This window comes from Mesorhizobium sp. ORM8.1 (assembly GCF_053005525.2).
This window is the reverse complement of record NZ_CM132600.1, coordinates 1,885,843-1,909,124: the sequence shown is the minus strand read 5'-3', so window position 1 is coordinate 1,909,124 and position 23,282 is coordinate 1,885,843. Positions and strand designations below refer to the sequence as shown.

General features: G+C 64.0%; 19 protein-coding genes and 5 pseudogenes. 17 read left to right on the top strand and 7 right to left on the bottom strand.

The window, feature by feature from the left end; translation table 11 throughout:
* Positions 1-103: 103 nt before the first annotated feature.
* Entirely contained in the window at positions 104-538 is a 435-nt protein-coding gene (locus tag ACVDG8_RS10040; RefSeq protein WP_455707667.1) for an ABC transporter permease subunit, read from the bottom strand.
* A 90-nt stretch (positions 539-628) separates the two neighbouring features.
* A complete protein-coding gene (locus ACVDG8_RS10035) occupies positions 629-1,786 on the bottom strand; it encodes a fumarylacetoacetate hydrolase family protein (protein WP_447254568.1) in 1,158 nt (385 codons plus the stop codon).
* Positions 1,787-1,969: 183 nt separating this feature from the next.
* On the opposite strand from ACVDG8_RS10035, the gene ACVDG8_RS10030 reads away from it, so the two are divergent.
* From ACVDG8_RS10030 to ACVDG8_RS10000, 7 genes and pseudogenes are all read left to right on the top strand, one after another.
* Positions 1,970-3,253, top strand: a complete 1,284-nt coding sequence (locus ACVDG8_RS10030; protein ID WP_447254567.1) for an NAD(P)/FAD-dependent oxidoreductase — start codon at positions 1,970-1,972, stop codon at positions 3,251-3,253.
* Positions 3,254-3,361: 108 nt separating this feature from the next.
* Positions 3,362-4,251: pseudogene (locus ACVDG8_RS10025) on the top strand (ABC transporter permease).
* Positions 4,248-5,066, top strand: a complete 819-nt coding sequence (locus ACVDG8_RS10020; RefSeq protein WP_447254565.1) for an ABC transporter permease — start codon at positions 4,248-4,250, stop codon at positions 5,064-5,066. Before ACVDG8_RS10025 ends, ACVDG8_RS10020 begins: the two are co-directional and overlap by 4 nt.
* Positions 5,067-5,092: 26 nt before the next feature.
* Positions 5,093-6,159: pseudogene (locus ACVDG8_RS10015) on the top strand (ABC transporter substrate-binding protein).
* Between the two features lie 176 nt (positions 6,160-6,335).
* Positions 6,336-6,938 (top strand): cupin domain-containing protein, encoded by a 603-nt coding sequence (locus ACVDG8_RS10010; protein WP_447254563.1) that lies wholly within the window; start codon positions 6,336-6,338, stop codon positions 6,936-6,938.
* Positions 6,928-8,013 (top strand): ABC transporter ATP-binding protein, encoded by a 1,086-nt coding sequence (locus ACVDG8_RS10005; protein ID WP_447254562.1) that lies wholly within the window; start codon positions 6,928-6,930, stop codon positions 8,011-8,013. The genes ACVDG8_RS10010 and ACVDG8_RS10005 overlap by 11 nt, the downstream gene beginning before the upstream one ends.
* Before the next feature lie 34 nt (positions 8,014-8,047).
* Positions 8,048-9,475: an aldehyde dehydrogenase family protein gene (locus tag ACVDG8_RS10000; RefSeq protein WP_447254561.1), complete on the top strand. Its 1,428-nt coding sequence runs from the start codon at positions 8,048-8,050 to the stop codon at positions 9,473-9,475.
* A 36-nt stretch (positions 9,476-9,511) separates the two neighbouring features.
* On the opposite strand, the gene ACVDG8_RS09995 is transcribed toward ACVDG8_RS10000, so the two are convergent.
* Complete coding sequence (locus ACVDG8_RS09995; RefSeq protein WP_447254560.1) at positions 9,512-10,213, bottom strand: GntR family transcriptional regulator; 702 nt, start codon at positions 10,211-10,213, stop codon at positions 9,512-9,514.
* Positions 10,214-10,442: 229 nt separating this feature from the next.
* Here ACVDG8_RS09995 and ACVDG8_RS09990 point away from each other — a divergent pair, with 229 nt between their 5' ends.
* The 9 genes and pseudogenes from ACVDG8_RS09990 to ACVDG8_RS09950 all read left to right on the top strand — a co-directional run bounded on the left by ACVDG8_RS09990 (position 10,443) and on the right by ACVDG8_RS09950 (position 19,867).
* A complete protein-coding gene (locus ACVDG8_RS09990) occupies positions 10,443-11,483 on the top strand; it encodes an ABC transporter substrate-binding protein (protein WP_447254559.1) in 1,041 nt (346 codons plus the stop codon).
* A 131-nt stretch (positions 11,484-11,614) separates the two neighbouring features.
* Positions 11,615-12,697 carry an ABC transporter ATP-binding protein gene (locus tag ACVDG8_RS09985; RefSeq protein ID WP_447257291.1) on the top strand — a complete coding sequence of 361 codons (1,083 nt, stop codon included), beginning with the start codon at positions 11,615-11,617 and terminating at the stop codon, positions 12,695-12,697.
* A complete protein-coding gene (locus ACVDG8_RS09980; RefSeq protein ID WP_447254558.1) occupies positions 12,694-13,605 on the top strand; it encodes an ABC transporter permease in 912 nt (303 codons plus the stop codon). Before ACVDG8_RS09985 ends, ACVDG8_RS09980 begins: the two co-directional genes overlap by 4 nt.
* A complete protein-coding gene (locus ACVDG8_RS09975; protein WP_447254557.1) occupies positions 13,602-14,402 on the top strand; it encodes an ABC transporter permease in 801 nt (266 codons plus the stop codon). The genes ACVDG8_RS09980 and ACVDG8_RS09975 overlap by 4 nt, the downstream gene beginning before the upstream one ends.
* Before the next feature lie 15 nt (positions 14,403-14,417).
* Positions 14,418-16,003, top strand: a pseudogene (ggt, locus tag ACVDG8_RS09970) (gamma-glutamyltransferase).
* A 175-nt stretch (positions 16,004-16,178) separates the two neighbouring features.
* Positions 16,179-17,703: pseudogene (locus tag ACVDG8_RS09965) on the top strand (acyl--CoA ligase).
* Positions 17,703-18,688, top strand: a pseudogene (locus ACVDG8_RS09960) (2-dehydropantoate 2-reductase). The pseudogenes ACVDG8_RS09965 and ACVDG8_RS09960 overlap by 1 nt, the downstream one beginning before the upstream one ends.
* 57 nt (positions 18,689-18,745) lie before the next feature.
* The gene (locus ACVDG8_RS09955) at positions 18,746-19,384 is read left to right on the top strand and encodes a 2'-5' RNA ligase family protein (protein WP_447254554.1); all 639 of its coding nucleotides are present in this window, start codon (positions 18,746-18,748) and stop codon (positions 19,382-19,384) included.
* A 129-nt stretch (positions 19,385-19,513) separates the two neighbouring features.
* Positions 19,514-19,867 (top strand): SnoaL-like domain-containing protein, encoded by a 354-nt coding sequence (locus ACVDG8_RS09950; RefSeq protein WP_447254553.1) that lies wholly within the window; start codon positions 19,514-19,516, stop codon positions 19,865-19,867.
* A 65-nt stretch (positions 19,868-19,932) separates the two neighbouring features.
* On the opposite strand, the gene ACVDG8_RS09945 is transcribed toward ACVDG8_RS09950, so the two are convergent.
* Together ACVDG8_RS09945 and ACVDG8_RS09940 are read right to left on the bottom strand one after the other, a co-directional pair.
* Complete coding sequence (locus ACVDG8_RS09945; RefSeq protein WP_447254552.1) at positions 19,933-20,412, bottom strand: SRPBCC family protein; 480 nt, start codon at positions 20,410-20,412, stop codon at positions 19,933-19,935.
* Positions 20,409-20,762: an ArsR/SmtB family transcription factor gene (locus ACVDG8_RS09940; protein ID WP_447254551.1), complete on the bottom strand. Its 354-nt coding sequence runs from the start codon at positions 20,760-20,762 to the stop codon at positions 20,409-20,411. The genes ACVDG8_RS09945 and ACVDG8_RS09940 overlap by 4 nt, the downstream gene beginning before the upstream one ends.
* Positions 20,763-20,911: 149 nt before the next feature.
* On the opposite strand from ACVDG8_RS09940, the gene ACVDG8_RS09935 reads away from it, so the two are divergent.
* Positions 20,912-21,274 (top strand): ArsC family reductase, encoded by a 363-nt coding sequence (locus ACVDG8_RS09935; RefSeq protein ID WP_447254550.1) that lies wholly within the window; start codon positions 20,912-20,914, stop codon positions 21,272-21,274.
* Positions 21,275-21,466: 192 nt separating this feature from the next.
* On the opposite strand, the gene ACVDG8_RS09930 is transcribed toward ACVDG8_RS09935, so the two are convergent.
* Both ACVDG8_RS09930 and ACVDG8_RS09925 read right to left on the bottom strand, forming a co-directional pair.
* A complete protein-coding gene (locus tag ACVDG8_RS09930) occupies positions 21,467-21,817 on the bottom strand; it encodes a DUF488 domain-containing protein (protein WP_447254549.1) in 351 nt (116 codons plus the stop codon).
* 76 nt (positions 21,818-21,893) lie between these two features.
* Positions 21,894-23,150, bottom strand: a complete 1,257-nt coding sequence (locus ACVDG8_RS09925; protein WP_447254548.1) for an aminopeptidase — start codon at positions 23,148-23,150, stop codon at positions 21,894-21,896.
* Positions 23,151-23,282: the final 132 nt, after the last annotated feature.

The window sequence follows — 23,282 nt, the reverse complement described above, 5'->3', positions numbered from 1 at the left end:
CCGGAACGTCTAGAGCATTCCCTTTTTCAGGCGATGGCAAGCCTCCATCGCCAATGGATGTTGGCGCAGCCGCGCACGCCATCAGCAATCCCATCAGATTGCATCAGTTGCGTGATATTTGTGAGGTCGGGCCTAACCGCGCTGGCCTGCCCGCCGGCGCTCGGCGCGGCGGGCGCGCCAGATCCTGCCGAGCCGGTCCGCCGCCAGCGCCAACACCAAGAGCGCCGATCGCGGAACTGATCCATGCGGCATCGATGCCGAGCAGCGCCATGCCGCCCAGCACCACTTGGACCAGCAGCGCGCCTATGGCGCTGCCGTGGCCGCCCGACAGCCGCGTGCCGCCGAGCAGCGCCGCCGCGATGGCGAGAAGCGCAACGCCGTTGCCGTCGGCGGCGGCGACCGAGCCCTGCGCGCCGAGACGGATGATGCCCGCCAGTCCGGCGATCGCGCCCATCAGCGCCAGCACGGTCAGCCGCGCCTTGCCTGTGGCGATGCCGGCATGGGCGGCGGCCTCGGGATTGCCGCCGGTCGCTTGCACCCGGTAGCCGAAGCGGGTGCTGCGATCTTGGAGCGGATTGCGGCCGCAGTCACCGGTATTTCTATAAAATTGTGTTGATGGCGGTCGTCGCTAGAGGAGGCCGGCTCTCGCGAGGTCGCGCATGAGGTGGCTGGCGCCATAGGTCCAGTGCGGGCAGTCCGGCGACAGCCGCACGCGGTTGGTGAGCGCGCCGAGTTTTTCCGACGAGATGGTGACGATGTCGCCGACCTTGTGGGTAAAACCCTTGCCTTTCTCACCGCGATCCTTCGAGGGCACGAACATGGTGCCGAGATAGAGCGCCAGCCCGTCCGGATACTGGTGATGCGGCCCCATTGCGGCCTTGACCAGCTCTTCCGGCGAGCGGCTGATTTCCGCCATCGAGCTTGCGCCCTCCAGCGAGAACCCATCTTCGCCCTCGACGCTGAGCCGCACCGTTGCGCGCTTCACGTCCGCAATGGAAAAGGTCTCGTCGAACAGCCGGATGAATGGACCGAGCGCGGCGGAAGCGTTGTTGTCCTTGGCCTTGCCGAGCAGCAGCGCCGAGCGTCCCTCGACATCGCGCAGATTGACGTCGTTGCCGAGCGTCGCGCCGACGATGCGGCCCGAACTGTCGGCGATCATGGCGATCTCCGGCTCCGGATTGTTCCAGGTCGAGACTGGATGCAGGCCGACATCGGCGCCGAAGCCGACCGAGGCCATCGGCTGGCATTTGGTGAAGATCTCGGCATCCGAGCCGATGCCAACTTCCAGATATTGCGACCAGGCGCCGCGCGAAATCAGCTTCGCCTTGATCTCCATCGCTTCGGGCGAGCCGGGCTTGAGCTTCGACAAATCATGGCCGATCAGTCCGGCGATATCGGCGCGGATGGCGTCGGCCTTTTCGGCCGAGCCGCGCGCCTGTTCCTCGATGACGCGCTCGAGCAGGCTGACGACGAAGGTGACGCCGGAAGCCTTCACCGCTTGCAGGTCGACGGGCGAAAGCAGGATCGGTTTCTTCGCGTCGCGGTTGGTCTCGAAACTGTTCGCGGCAATGTCGGCAAGGGCGCCGATGGCTTTGCCCTTGGCCGCGCGCACATAGCCGGCCGGATCTTTCAGCTCGCAGAGATCGCGCACCGTCGGCGCCGTGGTCGAGGTGATGTCGATGACCTCACCGTCACGCACCGTGACCACCAGCGGGTGGGTTGCCGCGCCGGTCCTGGCGCGGCCGATGAAAAGGCCGTCTGAGGGCAGGCGGGTCGGATCGGTCATGGTCAGGTCCTCTCGATTGGCGGTGGCACTTTCCCCGGATTCCGGTGAAACGTCTATCCCTCGTCCGGCAACCGGCTCGTCTGCCGCTACAGACCTTGCCGCGCTGGCCCATCGATGCACTCTTTCAAATCTGTGAAATCAAAAATAGGATTTTCACGAACATCGACATTTCGCAGGTGATCCGTGCCGACAGCCTTTTCCGATCCGATCTGGCGGAAGCCGCCAACAGCCACGCCATTCCAGTCGGACCTGGCGTCCGGAGGCACGTTCGACGTAGTCATCGTCGGCGGCGGCTTCATGGGTCTGTCGACCGCGCTGCACGCAGCCCGCGCCGGTCTGTCCGTCCAGGTATTGGACGCCGGCGCGATCGGGCAGGGCGCTTCCGGCTTGAATGGCGGCCAGGTCATCCCCGGCCTCAAATACGATCCGGAATGGCTGCTCGAGCATTTCGGCAAGGAGCGCGGCGAGACCCTTGTTCAATTCGCCGCCTCGACCGCCGATACCGTGTTCGATGTCATTCGCGACGAGAAGCTCGCGGTGCCGTTCACGCGCAATGGCTGGATCCAGGCCGCGCATACCGAGACCGCCCTGAAGGCGGCCGCCAACCGCGACCGGCAATGGCGGGCGCGCGGCGCCGATGTCAAATTGCTCGACCAGGCCGAGATCGCGGCAATGACCGGCGCCAAGGGCTATCTCGGCGGCTGGCTCGACCGCCGCGCCGGCGTCATCGATCCCTTGTCCTACACGCTTGAACTGGCGCGCGTCGCGACTTCCGCCGGCGCCAGGATCGCCGAACACCAAAAGGTGGTGAAGCTCGCCAAGGAGGCCGGCGTCTGGCGCGTTTCAACGCAGGCAGGCGTTGACCTTCGCGCAAAGTCGGTCGTGCTCGCCACCAATGCCTATACCGACGGTCTGTGGCCTGGTCTCGCGCAGACGATCGTGCCGTTGCATTCCTTCCAGATCGCCACGGCGCCGCTGCCGCCCGAGCTTGCTTCCAAAATCCTGCCCAGCGGCCAGGCCGTCTCGGATTCGCGCCGCATCCTGGTCTATTACCGCAAAAGCCCCGATGGCCGCATGGTGCTTGGCGGGCGCGGACGCATGGCGCTGCCTTCCAGCGCCGCGGACTGGGCGCATTGCGAGCGCGCGCTCGCCCGCCTCTACCCGGCGCTGTCCGGCATCGCGATCGAAAAGCGATGGTTCGGCCGCGTGGCGATGACGCCCGATCATTTGCCGCATCTGCATGAGCTGGAGAAAGGCCTGCTTGCCGTGGTCGGCTGCCAGGGCAGGGGCGTCGGCCTGATGAGCGCATTGGGCAAGCGCATGGCAAGCTATCTGGCAAGCGGCGACGCTACGCAATTGCCGTTCCCGCTGTCGCCGATCCGGCCGGTCCCGTTCCACGCCTTCCGCCAAATCGGCGTCGCCGCTGCTATCACTTGGTACCGGATGCTCGACGCGTTCGAACGCTGAGATCGTTCAAGCTGCCGCGATCCGCGCGATTCAGCTTGACAGTTTCATGAATATGAAAAAGCATTAGTCGATTTCATAAATTCGATGAACGCTTCCCAAGGCAGTTGAATGTCGTCGACCATCGTCACAGCACGGCCCTTGCCGGAAAACCGCATCTCGCCGGTGTTCCGCCTTGCCATGCTGCTGCCGGGTGGACTGGTCACCTTCGTCCTGATCCTGTTCGCGCTCGGCCTGGTGGTCTTCCTCGCTTTCAGGAGCAATGACGGCTCGCTGCTCGGCGCTGGGCTGACGGCTCAGAATTTCCTCACCGTCGTCACCGACCCGCTCTATTGGACGGTGACGCTGCGCTCGCTGATCATCGCCGGCCTGGTGACGCTGGCAACCGTCGTCACCGCCTATCCGGTCGCCTATTATCTCGCCTTCCACGCCGGGCGCCGCCGCAACCTTTGCTTTTCCTGGTAACGCTGCCGTTCTGGACCAGCTATCTGCTGCGCGTCTTCGCCTGGAAGATCGTGCTTGCCTATAATGGCGTGCTGAACTCGGCCCTCCTCGAGACCGGCCTCTGGTCGCAGCCGTCGCTTGCCTTCCTCAACACGCCGGCGGCCGTGGTCGTCACGCTCGCGCATGCCTATGCGCCCTTCGCCATCCTGCCGATCTACGTGGCGCTGGACACGATCCCGAAATCGCTGCTCGAAGCCGCTTCCGATCTCGGCGCACGGCCCTTCACATCGTTCCGCCGCGTCGTGCTGCCAAACTCCATGCCGGGCGTGCTGGCGGCGGCACTGGTCGTCTTCGTGCCGACCGTCGGCGACTATGTCACGCCGGCCATGGTCGGCGGCCCCGCCAGCACCATGATCGGCACGCTGATCCAGTCGCAGTTCGGCAAGGCCAATGACTGGCCGTTCGGCGCGGCCCTCTCGGTCTGCGTCATGCTGGTCATCCTGTGCGTGGTGCTGGTCGCGCGTGGTGCCGACCGCAGATTTGGCAGCCGCACATGAGCGCGCGCGCCGACACCAATACGGGCGGCCACTGGCTAGGCCTCTATGTGCTTGGCTACCTGGTTTTTCTCTATCTGCCGGTTCTGCTGATCCCGCTGTTTTCCTTCAACAACTCCATTCAGGCGGCCTTCCCGTTGCAGGGTTTTACCCTTGAATGGTATCGGACGCTCTACGGCAACCCCGCTCTGTCCGGCGCCCTGGCCAACAGCCTGGTCATCGGCTTCATCGCTGCCTCCGGCGCGACGCTCTGCGGCATCACGGTTTCCTACATGGACCTTTACGGCCGCTCGCCGCTTGCCGCGACGATCAGCGCCATCGCCCGGCTGCCGATCCTGATCCCGGGGGTCATCGTCGGCATATCGCTCTTGATCCTCATCAATCTCATCGGCCTCGGCCCGTCGCGCATTGCGATTGTGCTCGGCCACATCCTCGTCGCGCTGCCGACAACGGTGGTGATCATGCGCAGCCGTTTCGCCGCCATCCCGAAGACCATTCGCGAAGCGGCGCTCGATCTCGGCGCTTCCGACTGGACGACATTCCGGCGCGTCATGCTGCCGCTCAGCCTGCCTGCCATCATCTCGGCCTTCATGCTGGCTTTCCTGATCTCATTCGACGAATTCATCGTCGTCTTCTTCCTGGCCGGCACCGAGCCGACGCTGCCGCTCTACATCTGGAGCCAGCTGCGTTTCCCTCGCTCGCTGCCCACCGTCATGGCGCTCGGAACGGTGATCCTCAGCGTGTCCTTCATCATCGCCGGCTCCGCCGAAATCCTGCGTCATCGCGGCCTTGGTACCGCGCGCCGTAATTCAGCATGACCACAACAATGAAGAGGAGAACGAAAATGACAATCCACTTGAAATCGATCACCGGCCGAGCCCTGGCGGGCGTCACGGCGCTGGCCATGGCGCTGTCGTCGACAGTCGCCTTCGCCGCCGACAAGCTGCAATATTTCACCTGGTCGGGCTATGAGCTGCCCGACTTCAACAAGAGTTTCCTTGCCGCGCATCCCGACGGCGTCGAGGCGACGATCTTCGGCGATGACGACGACGCCTTCACCAAGGTCAAGGCCGGCTTCCGCCCCGACATCGCGCATCCCTGCTATGACAAGGTGGCGCGCTGGAACAAGGAAGGGCTGCTGCAGCCGATCGACACCAAGCGCATCAAGAACTGGGACTCAATCTTCCCGGTATTCAAGAACCTGCCCGATTTGCAGGCCGGCGACGGCAAGGTGTGGATGGTGCCGTGGGACTGGGGCAACACCTCGATCCTCTACCGCACCGATCTGGTGAAGAACCCGGAGGCGAGCTGGAACCTTTGTGGGACAAGCAATATGCCGGCCGCATGGCGACCATCGACGCCGTACATGACACGCCGATCGTCGCAGCGCTGCTGGCCGGCGTGAACCCCTTCGACATGACGCCGGACCAGATGGACAAGGTCGCGCAAAAGCTGCGCGAGCAACGCCCGCTGCTGTCGAGCTACACCACCGACATGACCTCGGTCGAGCAGGCGCTGGCCAGCGGCCAGCTGGTCGCCGCCATGACCTGGAACGCGTCGGCCACCTCGCTCAAGAAGCAGGGCGTGCCGGTCGAGTTCATGAAGCCGAAGGAAGGCATGCTGACCTGGGCCTGCGGCTTCGTCATGCTCAAGGATGCCAAGAATGTCGATCTCGCCTATGACTTCATCAACAGCCGGCTCGACGCCGATTCGGGCAAGTTCCTGATCCAGTCCTATGGCTATGGCAGCTCGCTTTCGACCGCTTTCGCCGGCGTGTCCAAGGACGAGCTCGACAAGCTGCAACTGCCGGCGGATCCGGACGTGATGCTGAAGTCGACGATCTTCACCGGCCCGATGAAGCAGAATGACGATGTGGCCAAGATGTTCGAGAAAGTGAAGGCCGGCGGGTGAGCCTGATCTTCCCTTCTCCCCTTGTGGGAGAAGGTGTCGCCGAAGGCGACGGATGAGGGGTGCTCCAGGGAATGCGAACGTCTCACTTCGCTGGAACACCCTCAACCGTCTCGGCGCTAACGCGCCGATCCACCTTCTCCCACAAGGGGAGAAGGGAAGACAACGAGGACGATTGCATGGACATTCTTGACGAAGCCAAGCCGAAGGACGACGCCGATGTCCGCGTCGGCCGGCGCGTGCGGGCGCTGCGGCTGGAGCGCAATTTGTCGCTGGCCGAGCTTGCGGCAAAGGCCGGCATTTCCATCGGCGCACTCAGCCAGATCGAGCGCGGCATGTCCTCGCTGCGCGTCAAGGTGATCTGGCCGCTGGCCGCCGCGCTCGACATCGAGCCGTCGGCGCTGATCACCGACGGCAACGAGGCGGTCAACGATCTCTATTGCGTGCGCGCCGACAAGCGGCGGCAGATACCCGTCAAATCCGAGGGCATCGCCAAGGCGCTGCTGTCACCGCCGGGGGCGACGCTCACCGGCATGCTGGTGACGGTCGAGGCCGGCGGCGGCACTGCGGAAGCCTACGCCCATGCCGGCCACGAATTCGGCTTGGTGATGACCGGCGAGGTCGAACTGGTGGTGGACGCCACCACCTATGTGCTGAAGGCCGGTGACAGCTTCGCCTTCAAGAGCACGCTGCTGCACGCTTTCCGCAACCCCGGTGTCGAGCGTTGTGAGATCCTCTGGGTCAACACGACAAAACCGTCCGAGGTGCGCGATGGCGCCTGACGCGCTCGTTCGACTGCGGAAAGTCTCGAAGGTTTTCCCAGGCGGCGTGGTCGGCCTCGACACTGTCGATCTGGATATCGCCCAAGGCGAATTCCTGACCCTGCTTGGGCCCTCCGGCTGCGGCAAGACCACAAGTCTGCGCGTCATCGCCGGCTTCGAAAGTCCGTCCGGCGGCAATGTCCTGCTCGATGGCCGCGACATCACCGGCCTCAGGCCCTTCGAGCGCCCCGTCAACACCGTCTTCCAGGACTATGCGCTGTTCCCGCATATGGATGTGGCGGCCAATGTCGGCTTCGGCCTGTCGCTGCGCAAAATGTCCGGCGCCGACCAGGCGAAGCGCATGCGCGAGGCGCTCGACATGGTCGGGCTCGCCGATAAGGTCCGCGCCCGTGTCTCGGAACTCTCCGGTGGCCAGCGCCAGCGCGTCGCGCTCGCCCGTGCCATCGTCTGCCAGCCACGCGTGCTTTTGCTCGACGAGCCGCTGTCGGCGCTCGACGCGCATCTGCGCGAGCAGATGCAGGTGGAGCTCAAGCGCCTGCAGTCGCGGCTCGGCACCACCTTCGTCATGGTCACCCACGACCAGACCGAGGCGCTATCGATCTCCGACCGCATCGTCGTCATGGACAAGGGCCGCATCGAGCAGATCGCGCCGCCTGCCACGCTCTATGACCGGCCGGCGACGAAGTTCGTCGCCTCCTTCATCGGCACCATGAACCTCTTGCAGTCGCGCTTCCTCGGCCGCGACGGCGAACGTCTGCGCTTTGCAGCCGGCGACCTGCCGCTGGAAGCGACGTCCGACGATGGCGAGACGCCGGCTGCCGGCGACACGCGCACCGTCGGCGTTCGCCCGGAAGATCTGCTGGTCACCGGCGAAGCGGCCGACGGTACCGCGCCGGCGCGGGTCAGCGGCGTCGTCTTCCATGGGCGTACGCTGCGCCTTCACGCCGAGCTCGGGCAGGGCACACCGATCGTCATCGACGCCCCGCGCGGGGCCGACGGTTTTCAATTCAGCGTCGGCGATGTGGCGCATATCAGTCTGCGGCGTGGCGCCAACTGCCCTATGCTCTCCAACTGAACCTTTCCTCCATTCCCAGATAACGGAGCCCTTCGTGAGCAATCATCTGAAGTTTTTCATCGACGGCAAATGGGTGGCGCCCGCCGTCCCGGCGACATTGGACGTCATCGACCCGTCGACCGAAGAGGCCTACACCAAGATTTCCGTCGGCTCGAAGGCCGATGTCGACAGGGCCGTCGCCGCCGCCAAGGCCGCCTTCCCGTCTTTCTCGCAGACCAGCAAGGCCGAGCGCCTGACGCTGCTGAAGCGCATCCTCGAAGTCTACAACGAACGCTTCGAGGACATCGCCCAGGCCGTAAGTCAGGAAAATGGTTCACCCATCACCTGGGCGCGCGAGGCGCAGGCCTGGGCCGGCCGCGCGCATATGGAAGCCACTATTCATGCCCTTGAGGACTATGAGTTCGCCGAAAAGCGCGGCTCGACCATGGTGGTCAAGGAACCGATCGGCGTCTGCGCGCTGATCACGCCGTGGAACTGGCCGCTCAACCAGATCGTCTGCAAGGTGGCGCCGGCGATCGCCGCCGGCTGCACGGTCGTGCTGAAGCCGTCCGAGATCGCGCCGATCAGCGGCATCGTCTTTTCCGAAGTGATGGAAGCCGCCGGCACGCCGAAGGGCGTCTACAATATGATCAACGGCACGGGTCCGGATGTCGGCCAGATCATGGCCGGCCATCCCGATGTCGACATGGTCTCCTTCACCGGTTCGACCCGGGCGGGCATCATCGTCGCCAAGACGGCTGCCGAGACGGTCAAGCGTGTGGCGCAGGAACTCGGCGGCAAGTCGGCCAACATCGTGCTTCCGGACGCCGATTTCGAAACGGCGGTGAGGAAGGGCGTCGAGGGCTGTTTCGGCAACAGCGGCCAGTCATGCGACGCGCCGACCCGCATGCTGGTGCCGGCAGCCCGCCACGACGAGGCGCTCGCCATCGCCAAGAGGGCCGCCGAAGCCCACAATGTCGGCGACCCGCGCAATGAAGACACCAAGCTCGGCCCAGTCGTCAGCGAGCTACAGTTCAACAAGATCCAGCGGCTGATCGAAGCCGGCATCAAGGAAGGCGCCACGCTGGTCACCGGCGGCCCCGGCCGGCCGGAACACCTTAACCGCGGCTACTATGTCAGGCCGACCGTGTTCGGCCATGTCACGCCCGGCATGACCATCGAAAAGGAAGAGATCTTCGGCCCGGTGCTGTCGGTCATCTCCTACGACGACGATGACGACGCGGTGAAGATCGCCAACGACACCGTCTACGGCCTCGCCGCCTATGTGCAGTCCGGCGATATCGACCATGCACGCAAAGTCGCAGCCCAACTGCGCGCGGGCCAGGTGTCGATCAACTATCCGGAATGGGACACGTTCGCGCCCTTCGGCGGTTACAAGCAGTCCGGCAACGGCCGCGAGTATGCCGATTGGGCGATCCACGACTTCCTCGAGGTCAAGGGCATCATCGGCTACGGCGCCTGATCGATTTCCGGCCCGGCGCGGCAACGCGTCGGGCTATCACGACGCCTTGGCGAAAAATCCCTGATAGTCGGACTTGGCCTGCAGCAGGCGCAGGATGTTTTCGCGCGATCCGCGCACATGCGCGCGGGCGCGCTCGCCAGCCAAGGCAACATCCCCGTCGCAGATCGCATCGACGATGCCGGTGTGTTCCTCGCGGGTGAGCTTCCACTCGTCCAGCCACAACAGCTCCGTCCAGACATATTGCTGGCACTTGTCGAGGATACCGCAGAGCATGCCGTGCAGCATCTCGTTGCCGCTGATCTCGGCGATCACCCGGTGCAGGTCGATGCCGACTTGCAGCTCCTCGAATTTTTCCCTGGTGCTGCGCTCGGGGATCGCCGCCAGCCGCTCGCATTCGGCAAGCATGTGGCGCAGCCGCGCCTTGTCGGCGGCGGTGGCGTTGGCCGCCGCCAGCTCGGTCGCGCGCCCGTCGAGCAATTCGCGAATGTCGAAGGCTTCGCGGAACATGGTCAGGTTGAACTCGGCGACGATATAGCCCTGGCGTGGGCGGCCGATCACCAGGCCGTCGCGCTCGAGCCGGTTGAAGGCCTCGCGCACCGGCGTGCGGCTGACCTTCAGCCGCTCGGCGATTTCGCTCTCCGTCACGCGTGCGCCCGGCGGAAGCTGCCCTGTGATGATCAGCGCCTTGAGCGACCCGAAGACCGAATCGCGCAGCGTGTCCTTCTTCTCCTTGCTCAACCGTCCCGCCTCTCACCGTCTGTCATGGATTCGCAGTCTAGTGCCTTTTGGCTCCTGCTTGAAACAGGCTGTTCGCGAGGAACAGCCGCTGCAAACTGCCTTGTTTCCCTATCGCCAAAAAACGCGACGACCCTTGTTGACATCGGCATCCGGCGAATTACACTCAAAATTGTATACAAATTCGCATACCAAATCAATGATAACGGGAACACCGGTTGGAGAAGCGAAAATGACGAAGAAACTTTGTATTCATGGCCTGGCTATCGCCGGCCTGCTGGCCTCGGTCGCCGTTCCGGCCTCGGCCGCCGACACCATCACTGTCGCCTCCTGGGGCGGCACCTATCAGGACGCGCAGACCAAGGCCTTCTTCGATCCGACGGCCAAGGAACTCGGCATCACCATCAAGCAGGACACCACCAACGGCCTCGATGACGTGCGCCTGCAGGTCACCGGCAACGCCGTCAAATGGGACGTCACCGAACTCGGCGCCGATGAATGCGCGCGGGGCTCCAAGGAGGGCCTGTTCGAGAAGCTCGACTACAGCGTCATCGACAAGAGCGGCATCAACCCGAAGCTCGTCCATGACGACTGGGTCGGCATCTCCTACACCTCCGTCGTGCTGATCTACCGCACGGATGTTTTCGGCGACAAGGGGCCGAAGACCTGGGCCGATTTCTGGGACGTCGAAAAATTCCCTGGACGTCGCGCACTGTCCGGCAGCCAGGCGACGGAGACGCTGAGCGTCGCCGCACTCGCCAAGGGCATCCCGATCGACAAGGTCTATCCGGTCGACATCGACGGCGCGCTGCAATCCGTCGACAAGGTCAAGGGCCATATCGATGCCTGGTGGACCTCCGGCGCGCAGGCCATGCAGCTCGTCAAGGACGGCGAGGTCGATATGGCGAGCATCTGGAACGGCCGCGCCGGCACCTTGAAGAAAGAAGGCGCGCCGGTCAGCTTCTCCTTCGACCAGGGCGTGCTGACCGCGGACTGCATGGTCATCCCGAAGGGTTCGAAGAACAAGGACCTCGCCATGAAGGCGCTGGCCAAATTCGTCAGCCCCGAGCTCCAGGCCAATCTGCCGCTCTATGTCGACAACGGCCCGGCCAACGAGAAGGCCTTCGAGACAGGCAAGATCCCGCAGGACCGCATCAGGGACATCAACTCGGCGCCGGCAAACGTCAAGAAGCAGGTGCTCCAGGATCCCGAATTCTGGCGTGACAACCTCGTCGACGCGACCGAGAAGTTCAACAACCTGATCCAGCAATAAGCGGGCAAGCAATTCCAGGAAAAGTGCGTAGCGGTTTTCCGTCCGGGATTGCGTAACAACAAAATCGAGGTGGCGCTCAGCTGCCGCCTCGCTCGCTTCCGCGTCAATGTATCGGAGCCAGGGAGATGCTCTTGTCCATCGCGCCGACCGCGCTTCCCATCGGCATAAGCGGCATCGAAAAGAGGTTCGGCGGCGTCTCCGTGCTGCGTGATCTTTCGCTCGATGTCGCCGCCGGCGAATTCCTGACGCTGCTTGGGCCCTCGGGCTCCGGCAAGACGACGCTGCTGATGATCCTGGCCGGCTTCGTTCGCGCCAATGCCGGCTCGATCAAGGTCGGCGGCGAGGAGATCATCGCCATGCCGCCGCACAAGCGCAACATCGGCATGGTGTTCCAGAACTATGCGTTGTTTCCGCATATGAACGTCTTCCACAACATCGCCTTTCCGCTGAAGCAGCGCCGCGTGCCGGCGACGCAAACCGCCGAGCGTGTCGAACGGGTGCTCGACCTCGTGCGCCTGAAAGGACTTGGCGAACGCCGCGTCGACCAGCTCTCCGGCGGTCAGCGTCAGCGCGTGGCGCTGGCTCGCGCCATCGTCTTCGAACCGCGCATCGTGCTGATGGACGAGCCGTTGTCTGCGCTCGACAAGGGCCTGCGCGAGCACATGCAGATCGAATTGCGCAACCTGCATCGAAGGCTCGGCATGACGACCGTCTATGTCACGCACGACCAGCGCGAGGCGATCACCATGTCGGACCGCATCGCTGTGATGAATGCCGGCTGCATCGAGCAGATCGGCCGGCCGGAGGTGCTCTATGCCAGCCCCGGCACGCGCTTCGTCGCCGGCTTCATCGGCGATTCCAACTTCATTCCCGTCGAATGCCGCAATGGCAGCGTCTGGTATGAGGACAGGAAGCTGCGCATGACAGCCGCCGCGCCGTCCTCCGGCAGGCAGCTGATGGTGGTGCGGCCGGAAAAGCTGCGGCTTGTCGCCGAAGGCGCCGAGACGACCGAGATCAACGTCATCCCGGCAACGGTCGGCGACGTCATCTACCAGGGCGACAGCTTCGTCTGCTACGCAACCTTGCGCGATGGCCGCCAGGTGACGCTGCGCGACTATTGCCGCTCCGACGTGCTGGCGAAATTGCCGGCGCCGGGCGAGCCGGTCAATCTCGGCATCGACGCGCAAGATATCGTGCTGGTGGCGGATCAATGAGCATCGGGTCCGCCATCCCGGACAATGCCGGCGCGCTCAACGCCGATGCGTTGCACACCGATGCGCGCCGCGAATCCTTCGGCCTGCTGGCGCTGCTGTCGCCCGGCCTGCTGCTCGTCTTTGCCATCATCATTGTGCCGATCGGCTGGCTGTTCTGGCTTTCGCTGTTCGACGAGACGGGCCAGCTCAGTGCTTCGAACTACGCGCGCTTCTTCGAGCAGGCGTCCTACATCAAGACCTTCCTCACCACCTTCAAGATCGCCTTCACCGTCACCGGCGCTTGTGTCGTGCTCGGCTATCCGCTGGCCTATATGCTGTCGCAGCTGCCGCGCCGCGCCGCCTCGATCTGCCTGATCTTCGTCATCCTGCCGTTCTGGACCTCGGTGCTGGTGCGCACCTATGCCTGGCTGGTCATCCTGCAACGCAAGGGCCTGATCAACAGCTGGCTGATCGATCTCGGCGTCATCAATCAGCCGCTGCCGCTCGCCAACAACTTCACCGGCGTCGTCATCGGCATGACCCACATCATGCTGCCGTTCCTGGTGCTGCCGCTCTATGCCTCGATGAAGACGATCGACATGGATTGCCTGCGCGCCGGCATGAATCTCGGCGCCAGTCCGGCCGCCACCTTCCGGCAGATCTTCTTTCCGCTGTCGCTGCCCGGCCTCGCCTCGGGCGTGGTCATCGTCTTCGTGCTCTGCCTCGGCTTCTTCGTCACGCCGGCATTGATGGGTGGCGGCAAGGTCATCATGTGGGCAATGCGCATGGAGCAGACCACCAGCCTCTATTCCAACTGGGGCGCCGGCGCAGCGCTCGGCGTCGTGCTGCTTGCCGTGACGCTGGCCTTGCTCGGCCTGTTCCAGTGGCTGCTCGGCGCGCGCGCAACGGGTGTGTGGAACCGGCGATGAGCATGGAAAACAGCCTGCCCATTTCACACCGGCAACGCCTCTGGCTCTATGCGCTCGGCGGCCTTGTCATGCTGTTCCTCATCGCGCCGTCGGTCATCATCGTCATCATGTCCTTCTCCGGTTCGAGCCTCTTACAATTCCCGCCGCAACAGTGGTCGCTGCGCTGGTATGAAAGCTATTTCGGCTCGCTGGAGTGGCGCGACGCCACCATCGTCTCGGTCAAGGTCGCGGTGATGACGATGTTTGTTGCGACACCGCTCGGCACCGCCGCCGCCTACGCCATCAACGCTGGCACGCTGCGGTTGACGGGCTTGATCAACGCGCTGCTCACGGCGTCGCTGATTGTCCCGGTCATCCTGGTCGGCATCGGCACCTTCTTTCTCTATGCCCGCATCGGCCTCAACAACACGCTGACCGGCCTGGTTATCGCGCATACCGTGCAGGCGTTGCCGCTGGTGGTGCTGACCGTGCTTTCCGGCCTTCGCTCTTACGACATGAACCAGGAGAGAGTGGCGCGCAGCCTGGGTGCCAATCGCTTCTCGGCTTTCTTCCAGGTGACGATGCCGCAGATCCGCTTCTCGATCGTTTCCGGCGCGCTGTTTGCCTTCATTACCTCTTTCGACGAGGTGGTGGTGTCGCTGTTCATCTCCGGCGGCGAGACCACGACGCTGACGCGCCGCATGTTCAATGCGCTGCGCGACCAGATCGATCCGACGATTGCCGCCATTTCGACTTGCCTGATCGTGCTATCGATCGTCTTGTTGTCCGCTGCCCAGCTTTTCGGCCGCGGACGTTGAATTCAGGGATAAAGCATGCGTGATTTCCAGTTTCCCGGCCGCTCGCCGGTCCGCGCCACCCAGGCCATGGCCGCCACCTCGCATCCGCTGGCAACGCTCGCCGCCATCGACATGCTGCGCTCCGGCGGCAATGCGATGGACGCCGCCGTTTGCGCCGCGGCCGTCCAGGCCGTGGTCGAGCCGCAGTCGACCGGCATCGGCGGCGATTGTTTCGTGCTCTATTGCCCCAAGGGCGAGGGCAATGTGATCGCCTTCAACGGCTCAGGCCGCGCGCCCAAGGCGGCAACCGTCGACTGGTATCTGGACAAGGGGTTCAACGAGCTGCCGAAACAGGGCCCGCACGCGGTCACCATTCCCGGCGCCATCGATGCCTGGTGCCAGCTCCTGGAAGACCATGGCCGCAAGAGCATAGAAGACGCGCTGGCACCGGCCATTCATTATGCCGAGAACGGCTACGTCGTGCATGACCGCGTCGCCTTCGACTGGCAGGACCCGGAAACCGACCTGTCGGCCGACGAGTTCGCGGCGCGTATTTTTCTACCGGGCGGCCAGCCGCTCAAGGCTGGTGACGTGCACCGCCAGCCGGAGCTTGCCGAAACGCTGCGCATTATCGCGAAAAAAGGCCGCGCCGGTTTCTACGAAGGCGCGGTCGCTGAAGATCTCGTCGGTCGGCTGCGGCAGCTCGGCGGGCTGCACACGCTCGACGATTTCGCCGCGACGAAGGGCGACTACAGGACCCCGGTCAGCACCTCCTATCGCGGCCACGACGTCCACCAGATGCCGCCCAACAACCAGGGCCTGACCGCGCTGCTGATGCTCAACGTCCTGTCGGGTTTCGACCTCGACGCGCTGGACCCCAACGGCGCCGAACGGCTGCATCTGGAGATCGAGGCGGGCCGGCTGGCCTACCAGGACCGCGACGCCTTTTTCGGCGACCAGGATCATGTCGACGTTCCGGTGAAGGCGCTGCTCTCCAGCGACTATGCAAATAGGTTGCGCGCCGCGATCGATCCCGAGCGCGCCATGACGCATCTGCCGCGCCTCGATCTGCCGGGCAGCGACACGGTCTACCTCACCGTGGTCGATCGCGACTTGAATGCGGTGAGCTTCATCAACTCGACCTACTATTCCTTCGGCAGCGGCGTGGTCGGTCCGAAAACCGGCGTCATCCTGCAGAACCGCGGCGCGAGCTTTAGGCTCGATGCAAAGCACCCCAACGCCATCGCGCCCGGCAAGCGGCCGATGCACACCATCATGCCGGGCATGATGACTAAGGGTGGCCGCGCGGTCATGCCGTTCGGCGTCATGGGCGGCGGCTACCAGCCCTTCGGTCACGTCCATGTGCTGACCAACATGATCGACTTCGGCATGGACCCGCAGCAGGCGATCGATGCCGCGCGCGTCTTCTACAATCACGATGTCGTCGAGGCCGAGCGGAGCGTGCGCCCAGATGCCACCGAGGGCTTCGCCGCCGGGGCCATCGCGTCGTCGAACCCGATCATCCGCTCGGCGGCGGCCAAGCGGTGCTGATCGATTGGGAGAAGGGGACGCTGACGGGTGCGTCCGATCCGCGCAAGGATGGGCTGGCGCTCGGATATTGAGCTAGAGCAATTCCAGGAAAAGTGCGTAGCGGTTAAGTTCGGCGACTTCGCCGTAACCCTCCGTCCGGAATTGCGTCAAAACAAAGAGATAGAGCGGTTCGCCGTTTCCGTGAAACGGTGAAACGCTCTAGGGTTTCCTGGACATCGGCCAATCGCTCGAAACATAGTTGGAACCATGACCGGAGCAGAAAACATCGATCTCGCCCACCGCCTTGCCGCAGGCGCCGAAGACGCGCCGGCGATCCTGGCGCCTGACCGGGCGGCCCTTTCCCACGGCGGACTGCGCAACCTGATCCACGGCACCGTCGCGCGGCTCAATGCGCTCGGCATCGGCCGTGGCGACCGTGTCGCCATCGTGCTGCCCAACGGACCGGAAATGGCGACCGCCTTTATCTCTGTGGCGGCGGGCGCCTCGACCGCGCCGCTCAACCCGGCCTATCGCGCCGACGAGCTCGATTTTTATCTGAGCGACATCGGCGTCAAGGCGATCCTCGTTGGCAAGGACGAGACGGGACCGGTGGTCGAAATTGCCGCAAAGCTCGGCATCCGCGTGCTGCGGTTGGTCGTGCCGGAAAACGCGCCCGCGGGTGTCTTCGCGATCGAGGGCGATCCGGTCGGACCGTCAGTCACCTCCGGGTCGGCAAAGGACGGCGACATCGCACTGCTGCTGCACATCCGGCACCACGTCGCGGCCGAAGCTGGTGCCGCTCAGCCATGCCAACCTCGCCGCCTCGGCCGCGCATATCGGCGCGACGCTCGGCCTGGGGCCGGACGACCGTTGCCTCAACATCATGCCGCTGTTCCACATCCACGGGTTGATCGCGGCGGTGCTGTCGTCGCTCGCTGCCGGCGGCAGCGTCTTCTGCACGCCTGGCTTCAACGCGCTGCGCTTCTTCCAATGGCTCTCCGACGCGAAGCCGAGCTGGTATACGGCGGTGCCGACCATGCATCAGGCGATTCTGCCGCGCGCCGCGCGCAATCCCGAACAACTGGCCGGAGCGAGGCTGCGCTTCATCCGCTCGTCCTCGGCGTCGCTGCCGGCGCAGGTGATGGGCGAACTGGAAGCGACCTTCGGCTGCCCGGTGATCGAATCCTATGGCATGACCGAGGCCGCGCATCAGATGGCCTCCAACCGCCTGCCGCCCGGGCAGCGCAAGCCGGGCAGCGTCGGCGCCGGCGCCGGGCCGGACGTGGCCGTGATGGCGCCCGACGGGCGCTTGCTCAGCGCCGGCGAGACCGGCGAGATCGTCATTCGCGGCCCGAACGTCACCGCCGGCTATGAGAAGAACCCGGACGCCAACGCCAGCGCCTTCGCGCATGGCTGGTTCCACACCGGCGACCAGGGCGTGCTCGACGACGACGGCTATCTGCGCGTCACCGGCCGGCTGAAGGAGATCATCAATCGCGGCGGTGAAAAAATCTCGCCGCTCGAGGTCGACGAGGTGCTGATGGACCATCCGGCCGTGGTGCAGGTCGTCACTTTCGCCATGCCGCATGACAAGCTCGGCGAAGAGGTCGCGGCCGCCGTCGTGCTGCGCGAAGGCGAGAGCGCCAGCGAGGCCGACATCCGCGGCTTTGCCGCGACGCGGCTCGCCGATTTCAAGGTGCCGCGCAAGGTGCTGATCCTCGACGAGATTCCGAAAGGCGCGACGGGCAAATTGCAGCGCATCGGCCTCGCCGCCAAGCTTGGGCTCGGCTGATGCGCGTTGCTGTTTTCGGCGCCGGCGCGATCGGCGGTTATCTCGCGGCAAAGCTGGCGCTCGCCGGCCGGGTCGACCTGTCGGTGGTGGCGCGCGGCGCCCATCTCGATGCGATCAAAGCTGACGGCCTCAAATTGATCGAGGACGGCAAGGAAACGACCGCGCAGGTGAGGGCGGCGGCGCGGGCCGAGGACCTCGGCGTGCAGGACTATGTCGTGCTGGCGCTGAAGGCGCATTCGCTGGCGCCGGCGCTCGACCAGATCGCGCCCTTGCTTGGCCCCGATACCGCGGTCGTCACCATGCAGAATGGCGTACCGTGGTGGTATTTCTACAGGGCGGGCGGTGCGCTGGAAGGCACGCGCCTTGCCGCGGTCGATCCCGGCGGCACGATCTGGCAACGCATCGGGCCGGAGCGTGTCATCGGCTCCGTCGTCTATCCGGCGGTCGAGGTCGACGCGCCGGGCCTGATCCGTCATGTCGAAGGCACGCGCTTTTCGCTCGGCGAGCCTTCGGGTGAAAAAGTGAGCGTGTCGCGGCACTTGCCCGCGAGTTGGTCAAGGCTGGGCTGCAGGCGCCGGTTCGTGAGGATATTCGCTCGGAGATCTGGACAAAGCTCTGGGGCAATCTGTCCTTCAACCCGATCTCGGCGCTGACCGGCAGCACGCTGGCAGCAATCGTCGCTGACGAAGGCACGCGCGCCCTTGCCCGCGCCATGATGCTGGAGGCGCAGGCGATCGGCGAGCAACTCGGCGTGCGCTTTCCGGTCGCGGTCGACCGCCGCATCAAGGGTGCCGGCGACGTCGGCGAGCACAAGACCTCGATGCTGCAGGACCTCGAGCGCGGCCGTCCGATGGAGATCGATGCGTTGGTCACCGCCGTGCAGGAACTCGGCCGGCTGACAGGCCAGCCGACGCCGATCATCGACAGCGTGCTGGCGCTGGTGCGGCGTCTGGCTATCGAGCGCGGGTGCTATTTGCCCTTGTAGTTTGTTCTTGTTTTGTTCTATATTGGCACCTTGGATGATATCCAAGAGGGATCAGCCATGGGCGAAGGACCGTGGTACGACGAGAATAAGAATGGCCAGTTATGTTTCCGCTTGGGCGACCGGAACCCAAAACCTAAGCGGACGAAAGAGCCCCATTTCTTTTATGGAGCGCTGGTCGAAAAGCCCGACAATGAGCTTTTAGCGGATCGAGGCAAAATTTACTGTCGGGAGTACGGGCTGCGCAACGCATGGCTAACGCCGGTCGAGCAGATACACATAACTCTGATGGGCCTAGGCGACGGCAGATCCGAATACGTGAGGGAGGCAGCTCGCCACATCGGTTCGCTGATACAGGCAAAGCCCTTCGACGTTTGCTTCGACCGATTGTCGGCTTTCGGCGGTGGAGCCTTGGTGCTTCGCAGCGGCGATCATTCGCCGGTCTTGCAGGAATTCTGGCGTAAACTCTCGGCGGTCGTCCATGACAGTCCGCTCCAGGATTTCGTGACCAGCAAATTAGAGCCTCATGTGACATTGCTCCGCGACAGAAACGAAGTGCCGAAAATCCAAGAACGGCTCGTCGAGCCAGTAAGGTGGAGAGTGCGGAATTTTGCACTGATCCACAGCCACGAGGGCGAGTACGAAGTCCATAGTAGCTGGCAGCTGATCGGCCAGGATGATGCACATGCCGTCATGTGAGCACCTCAATCCGCGGTTATCATTTGGCGACGCCACCTGCTGACACGAATTGTCACCTTGGAGCGGGCGCATCGGTGGCAAGCGAGCAATCGCTGCCCTACTTGCAACTCGTCTGAACAGGAGGAAATCATGACCACTGCCGAAATTGCCAAGGATTTCACGGAACTCCTCAAGCAGGGCGACAGCCACGGCGCTGCCGCGAAGTACAATGCCGACGACATCGTCAGCTATGAGGCGATGGAAGGGCCGATGGCCGTCTGCAACGGCAAGGACGCCGTCAAGCAGAAGGGCGAGTGGTGGGAAGCCAACCATGAGGTTCACGGCGGCTCGATTGACGGCCCTTACGTCAATGGCGACCAGTTCGCGCTGCGCTTCAAGTTCGACATAACGCCCAAGTCCACAGGCGAGCGCGTCACCATGGATGAGGTCGGTCTCTACACGGTCAAGAACGGCAAGATCAGCGAAGAGCGTTTTTACTACTAGACTGTTTCTGCCCACGCGGCGGCGAGAGCTACGCGCTCCTGCCGCCGCTTGGGCAAAATCTCAAATCAAATCGTCTTCACATAGTCCGCAAGCTGGTCGGCCACCGTGCTCCAGCCCCCGAAAAAACCCATCTCTTCATGGTTGTTGCGCGTCGCCTCGTCGCGGTGGATCGCGGTGGCGGTGTAGCGCGTGCCTTTGCCTTCGGGCGTCAGCGCAATGATTGCGGTGATGAAGGGTTCGCCGGAAGGCCGGTAGCCCGGCAGCAGCGCGTCGGTCCACACCAGCCGCTCGTTCGGCACGATCTCCAGATAGCAGCAATGGCGGTCGCTGACCTCCTTGCCGTCGGGCGACTGCATGCGGGTGCGAAACAGGCCGCCGGGCCTGAGGTCGATTTCGCAATCGGTGATGATCCAGGGCTTCGGCGTGAACCATTGCTTGACGTGCTCGGGCGTCGTCCAGGCGCGCCACAACAGGTCACGCGGCGCGTCGAGGAAGCGCTCCAGCGTTAGATCCAGCTTCGGGTTGGGCTTGAAGGGATAGGTCACTTTTCAGTCTCCTTGAGGCTCATAACATAGGCGTCGAACTGATCGAGGCGGCGCTCCCACAGCGCCCGCTGCTCGGCGAGCCAGTTTTCGGCGAGCTTCAGCGGCTCGGGCGAGAGCCGGTAGGTTCTCACCCGCCCGGCTTTTTCAGACTGCACCAACCCGCAGCCTTCCAGCACCTTGAGGTGCTCGACGAAGGAGGGCAGCGCCATGCCGAAGGGTTCGGCCAGTTCGCTGACCGAGGCCGGGCTCCTGTTCAGCCGCTCGACCACGCGCCGGCGCGTCGGATCGGCCAGCGCGCGAAAGATGCCGTCGATCGGCGGCATGCTTTGGCTGACGGTCTGCAGGCTCATGGCTGACTTTCCTCCCGGCTCCGTTGCTATTTACTTAGGAAAAAACCTTAGTGTTGGCAAGTGCAAAATCACAAGCCACCCGAGTGCTGGCAAAGCCCCACCGGCGGGCTTAGGATTCACTCAGATTCGCAACATTCCCGAGGTCCGCCTTGACGACCACCATGTACGGCATCACCACCTGCGACACGATCAGGAAGGCGCGTGTCTGGCTGGAGAGCCATGACGTGCCCTACCGGTTCCACGACTATCGCGCCGAGGGGATCGAGGCGGACAGGCTCAACGGCTGGATCGGCAAGGTCGGCTGGGAAAAGCTGCTCAACAAGGGCAGCACCACCTTCCGCGAACTGCCCGACAAGGACAAGGCCGGACTCGACGAGAAGAAGGCCAGGAAGCTGATGCTGGCCAAGCCGACGATGATCAAGCGGCCCGTGCTGGAGCTGGGGGATGACGTTCTCGTTGGCTTCAAGCCGGAGGTTTACGAGGCGAAGGTGAAACATGACTCAACCTTGTAGGTCGTGATCCTTGGCGCCCCCTCTGTCCTGCCGGACATCTCCCCCACGAGGGGGAGATTGGACTTCACGCCGGCTTTCGCCAATCTGCAACGTCGCAGGAATAAGCGGGGCGTTCGAGCTGCTGATCTCCCCCTTGTGGGGGAGATGTCCGGCAGGACAGAGGGGGGCGCTGTCCCGCCGGCGTTTCAATGCCTAGGCTCGCAAAAACCCGGCCAGCGCCACCGCATTGTTATGCGCCTCGTCATGCGCGCCATAGAGCAATGTCACCTTGCCGTCGCGCAGCAGACCACGCAGCTGCGCCACCGCCTCGCCATTCCCGTCCAGCTCAGCCCGATACCGCTTCTGAAACTCCGCCCAGCGCTCCGGCTCATGCCCGAACCATTTGCGCAGTTCATCGCTCGGCGCGATCTCCTTCAGCCATAGCGTCAGCGCGGCATCCTCCTTGCGGACGCCGCGCGGCCAGATGCGGTCGACCAGCACGCGCTGGCCGTCCGCCTTGTCAGGCGCCTCGTAGACGCGCTTCACTGCTATGTCGAAGGCCATCGCGCCTCCTTACCAGGCAATTCCAGGAAAAGTGTGCAGCGGTTCGCGGACCGCAATTGCTTAACGAAAGAACTCCTCAGGCCCACTCGCCCTTGCGCATCACCGGCACGCGGCTGCCGTCCTTGGCCACGCCGTCGATGTCGATCTTGTCCGAGCCGATCATCCAGTCGATGTGGATAAAGCTCTTGTTGCCGCCACGCTTGGCGATCTCGTCCTGGCTAAGCGCGGCGCCATTGACGAAGCATTTCGAATAGCACTGCCCAAGCGCGATATGGCAGGCGGCGTTCTCGTCGAACAGCGTGTTGAAGAACAACAGGCCGCTGGCCGAGATCGGCGAGGAATGCGGCACCAGCGCCACTTCACCCAGACGCCGCGAACCCTCGTCGGTGTCGAGCACTTTCTTCAGGACGTCCTCGCCCTTCGAGGCCTTTGCCTCGACGATGCGGCCGCCTTCGAAGCGCACCGAGATCTCGTCGATCAGCGTGCCCTGGTAGGACAGCGGCTTCGTCGACGACACATGGCCCTCGACGCGCCTTGCATGCGGCGTGGTGAAGACTTCCTCGGTCGGGATATTGGGGTTGCAGGTGATGCCGTTCTTGGCCGTCGAGGCGCCGCCCATCCATTCGTGGCCCTCGGCCAGGCCGACGGTCAGGTCGGTGCCCGGTCCGGTGAAATGAAGCGCATCGAAATTATGCGCATTCAGCCATTTGGTGCGCTCTGCCAAAGCCGCGTTATGCGCTTTCCAGTTGCCGATCGGATCCTCGACGTCGACGCGCGATGCCGCGAAGATGGCGTCCGCCAGCTTCACCACGGCGACGTCGTCGGGCTCGCCTGGAAACACCTGCTTCGCCCAGGCGAGATCAGGGTAGGCGACGATGTTCCAGTTGATGTCGAAGCCGGTGATCTTCTCCAGCGCCGGCTGGTAGGCCATCGAGTTCGCCTTGTTGGCGCGCGCCACCTTGGCCGGGTCCTGCGCCGACAAGAGCGACGGATCCTCGCCGCGCACCGCAAGCCGCGCCGCATTTTTGGAGAAAGCTTTCGCCATGCCTTCGTAGAGCCAGCCGGCGGCGTGGTCGAAGCCGGCGTCGGCGCCATAGCGGAAGCGCGCCAGCGTGATCTCGTCATCGTTGAAGATCGGCGTCACCAGTCCGGCGCCGGCCTTGTAGGCATGCTCGACGATGCGCCGGGTCAGCGGCAGCGCCGCGATCGAGGAGGTCAGCACCAGATCCTGTCCGGGCTGCAGCTGCAGCCCGACCTTGATGGCGACCTCGGCCAGCCTGTCGAGCTTCACCGGATCGATGGTTGCCGAGACGCCGCGTGAATGTGTGGTCATGATCCTGCCTACCGTGATGTTGGGGTCCGGTCTTTACATAGACCGGCGCGGCCGGCCTTTCCACAGTCAACGACTGGGCCCGAGCATGATCCCGAAAAGTGTGCAGCGGTTTTTGCTGCGCTGACCTTCGGT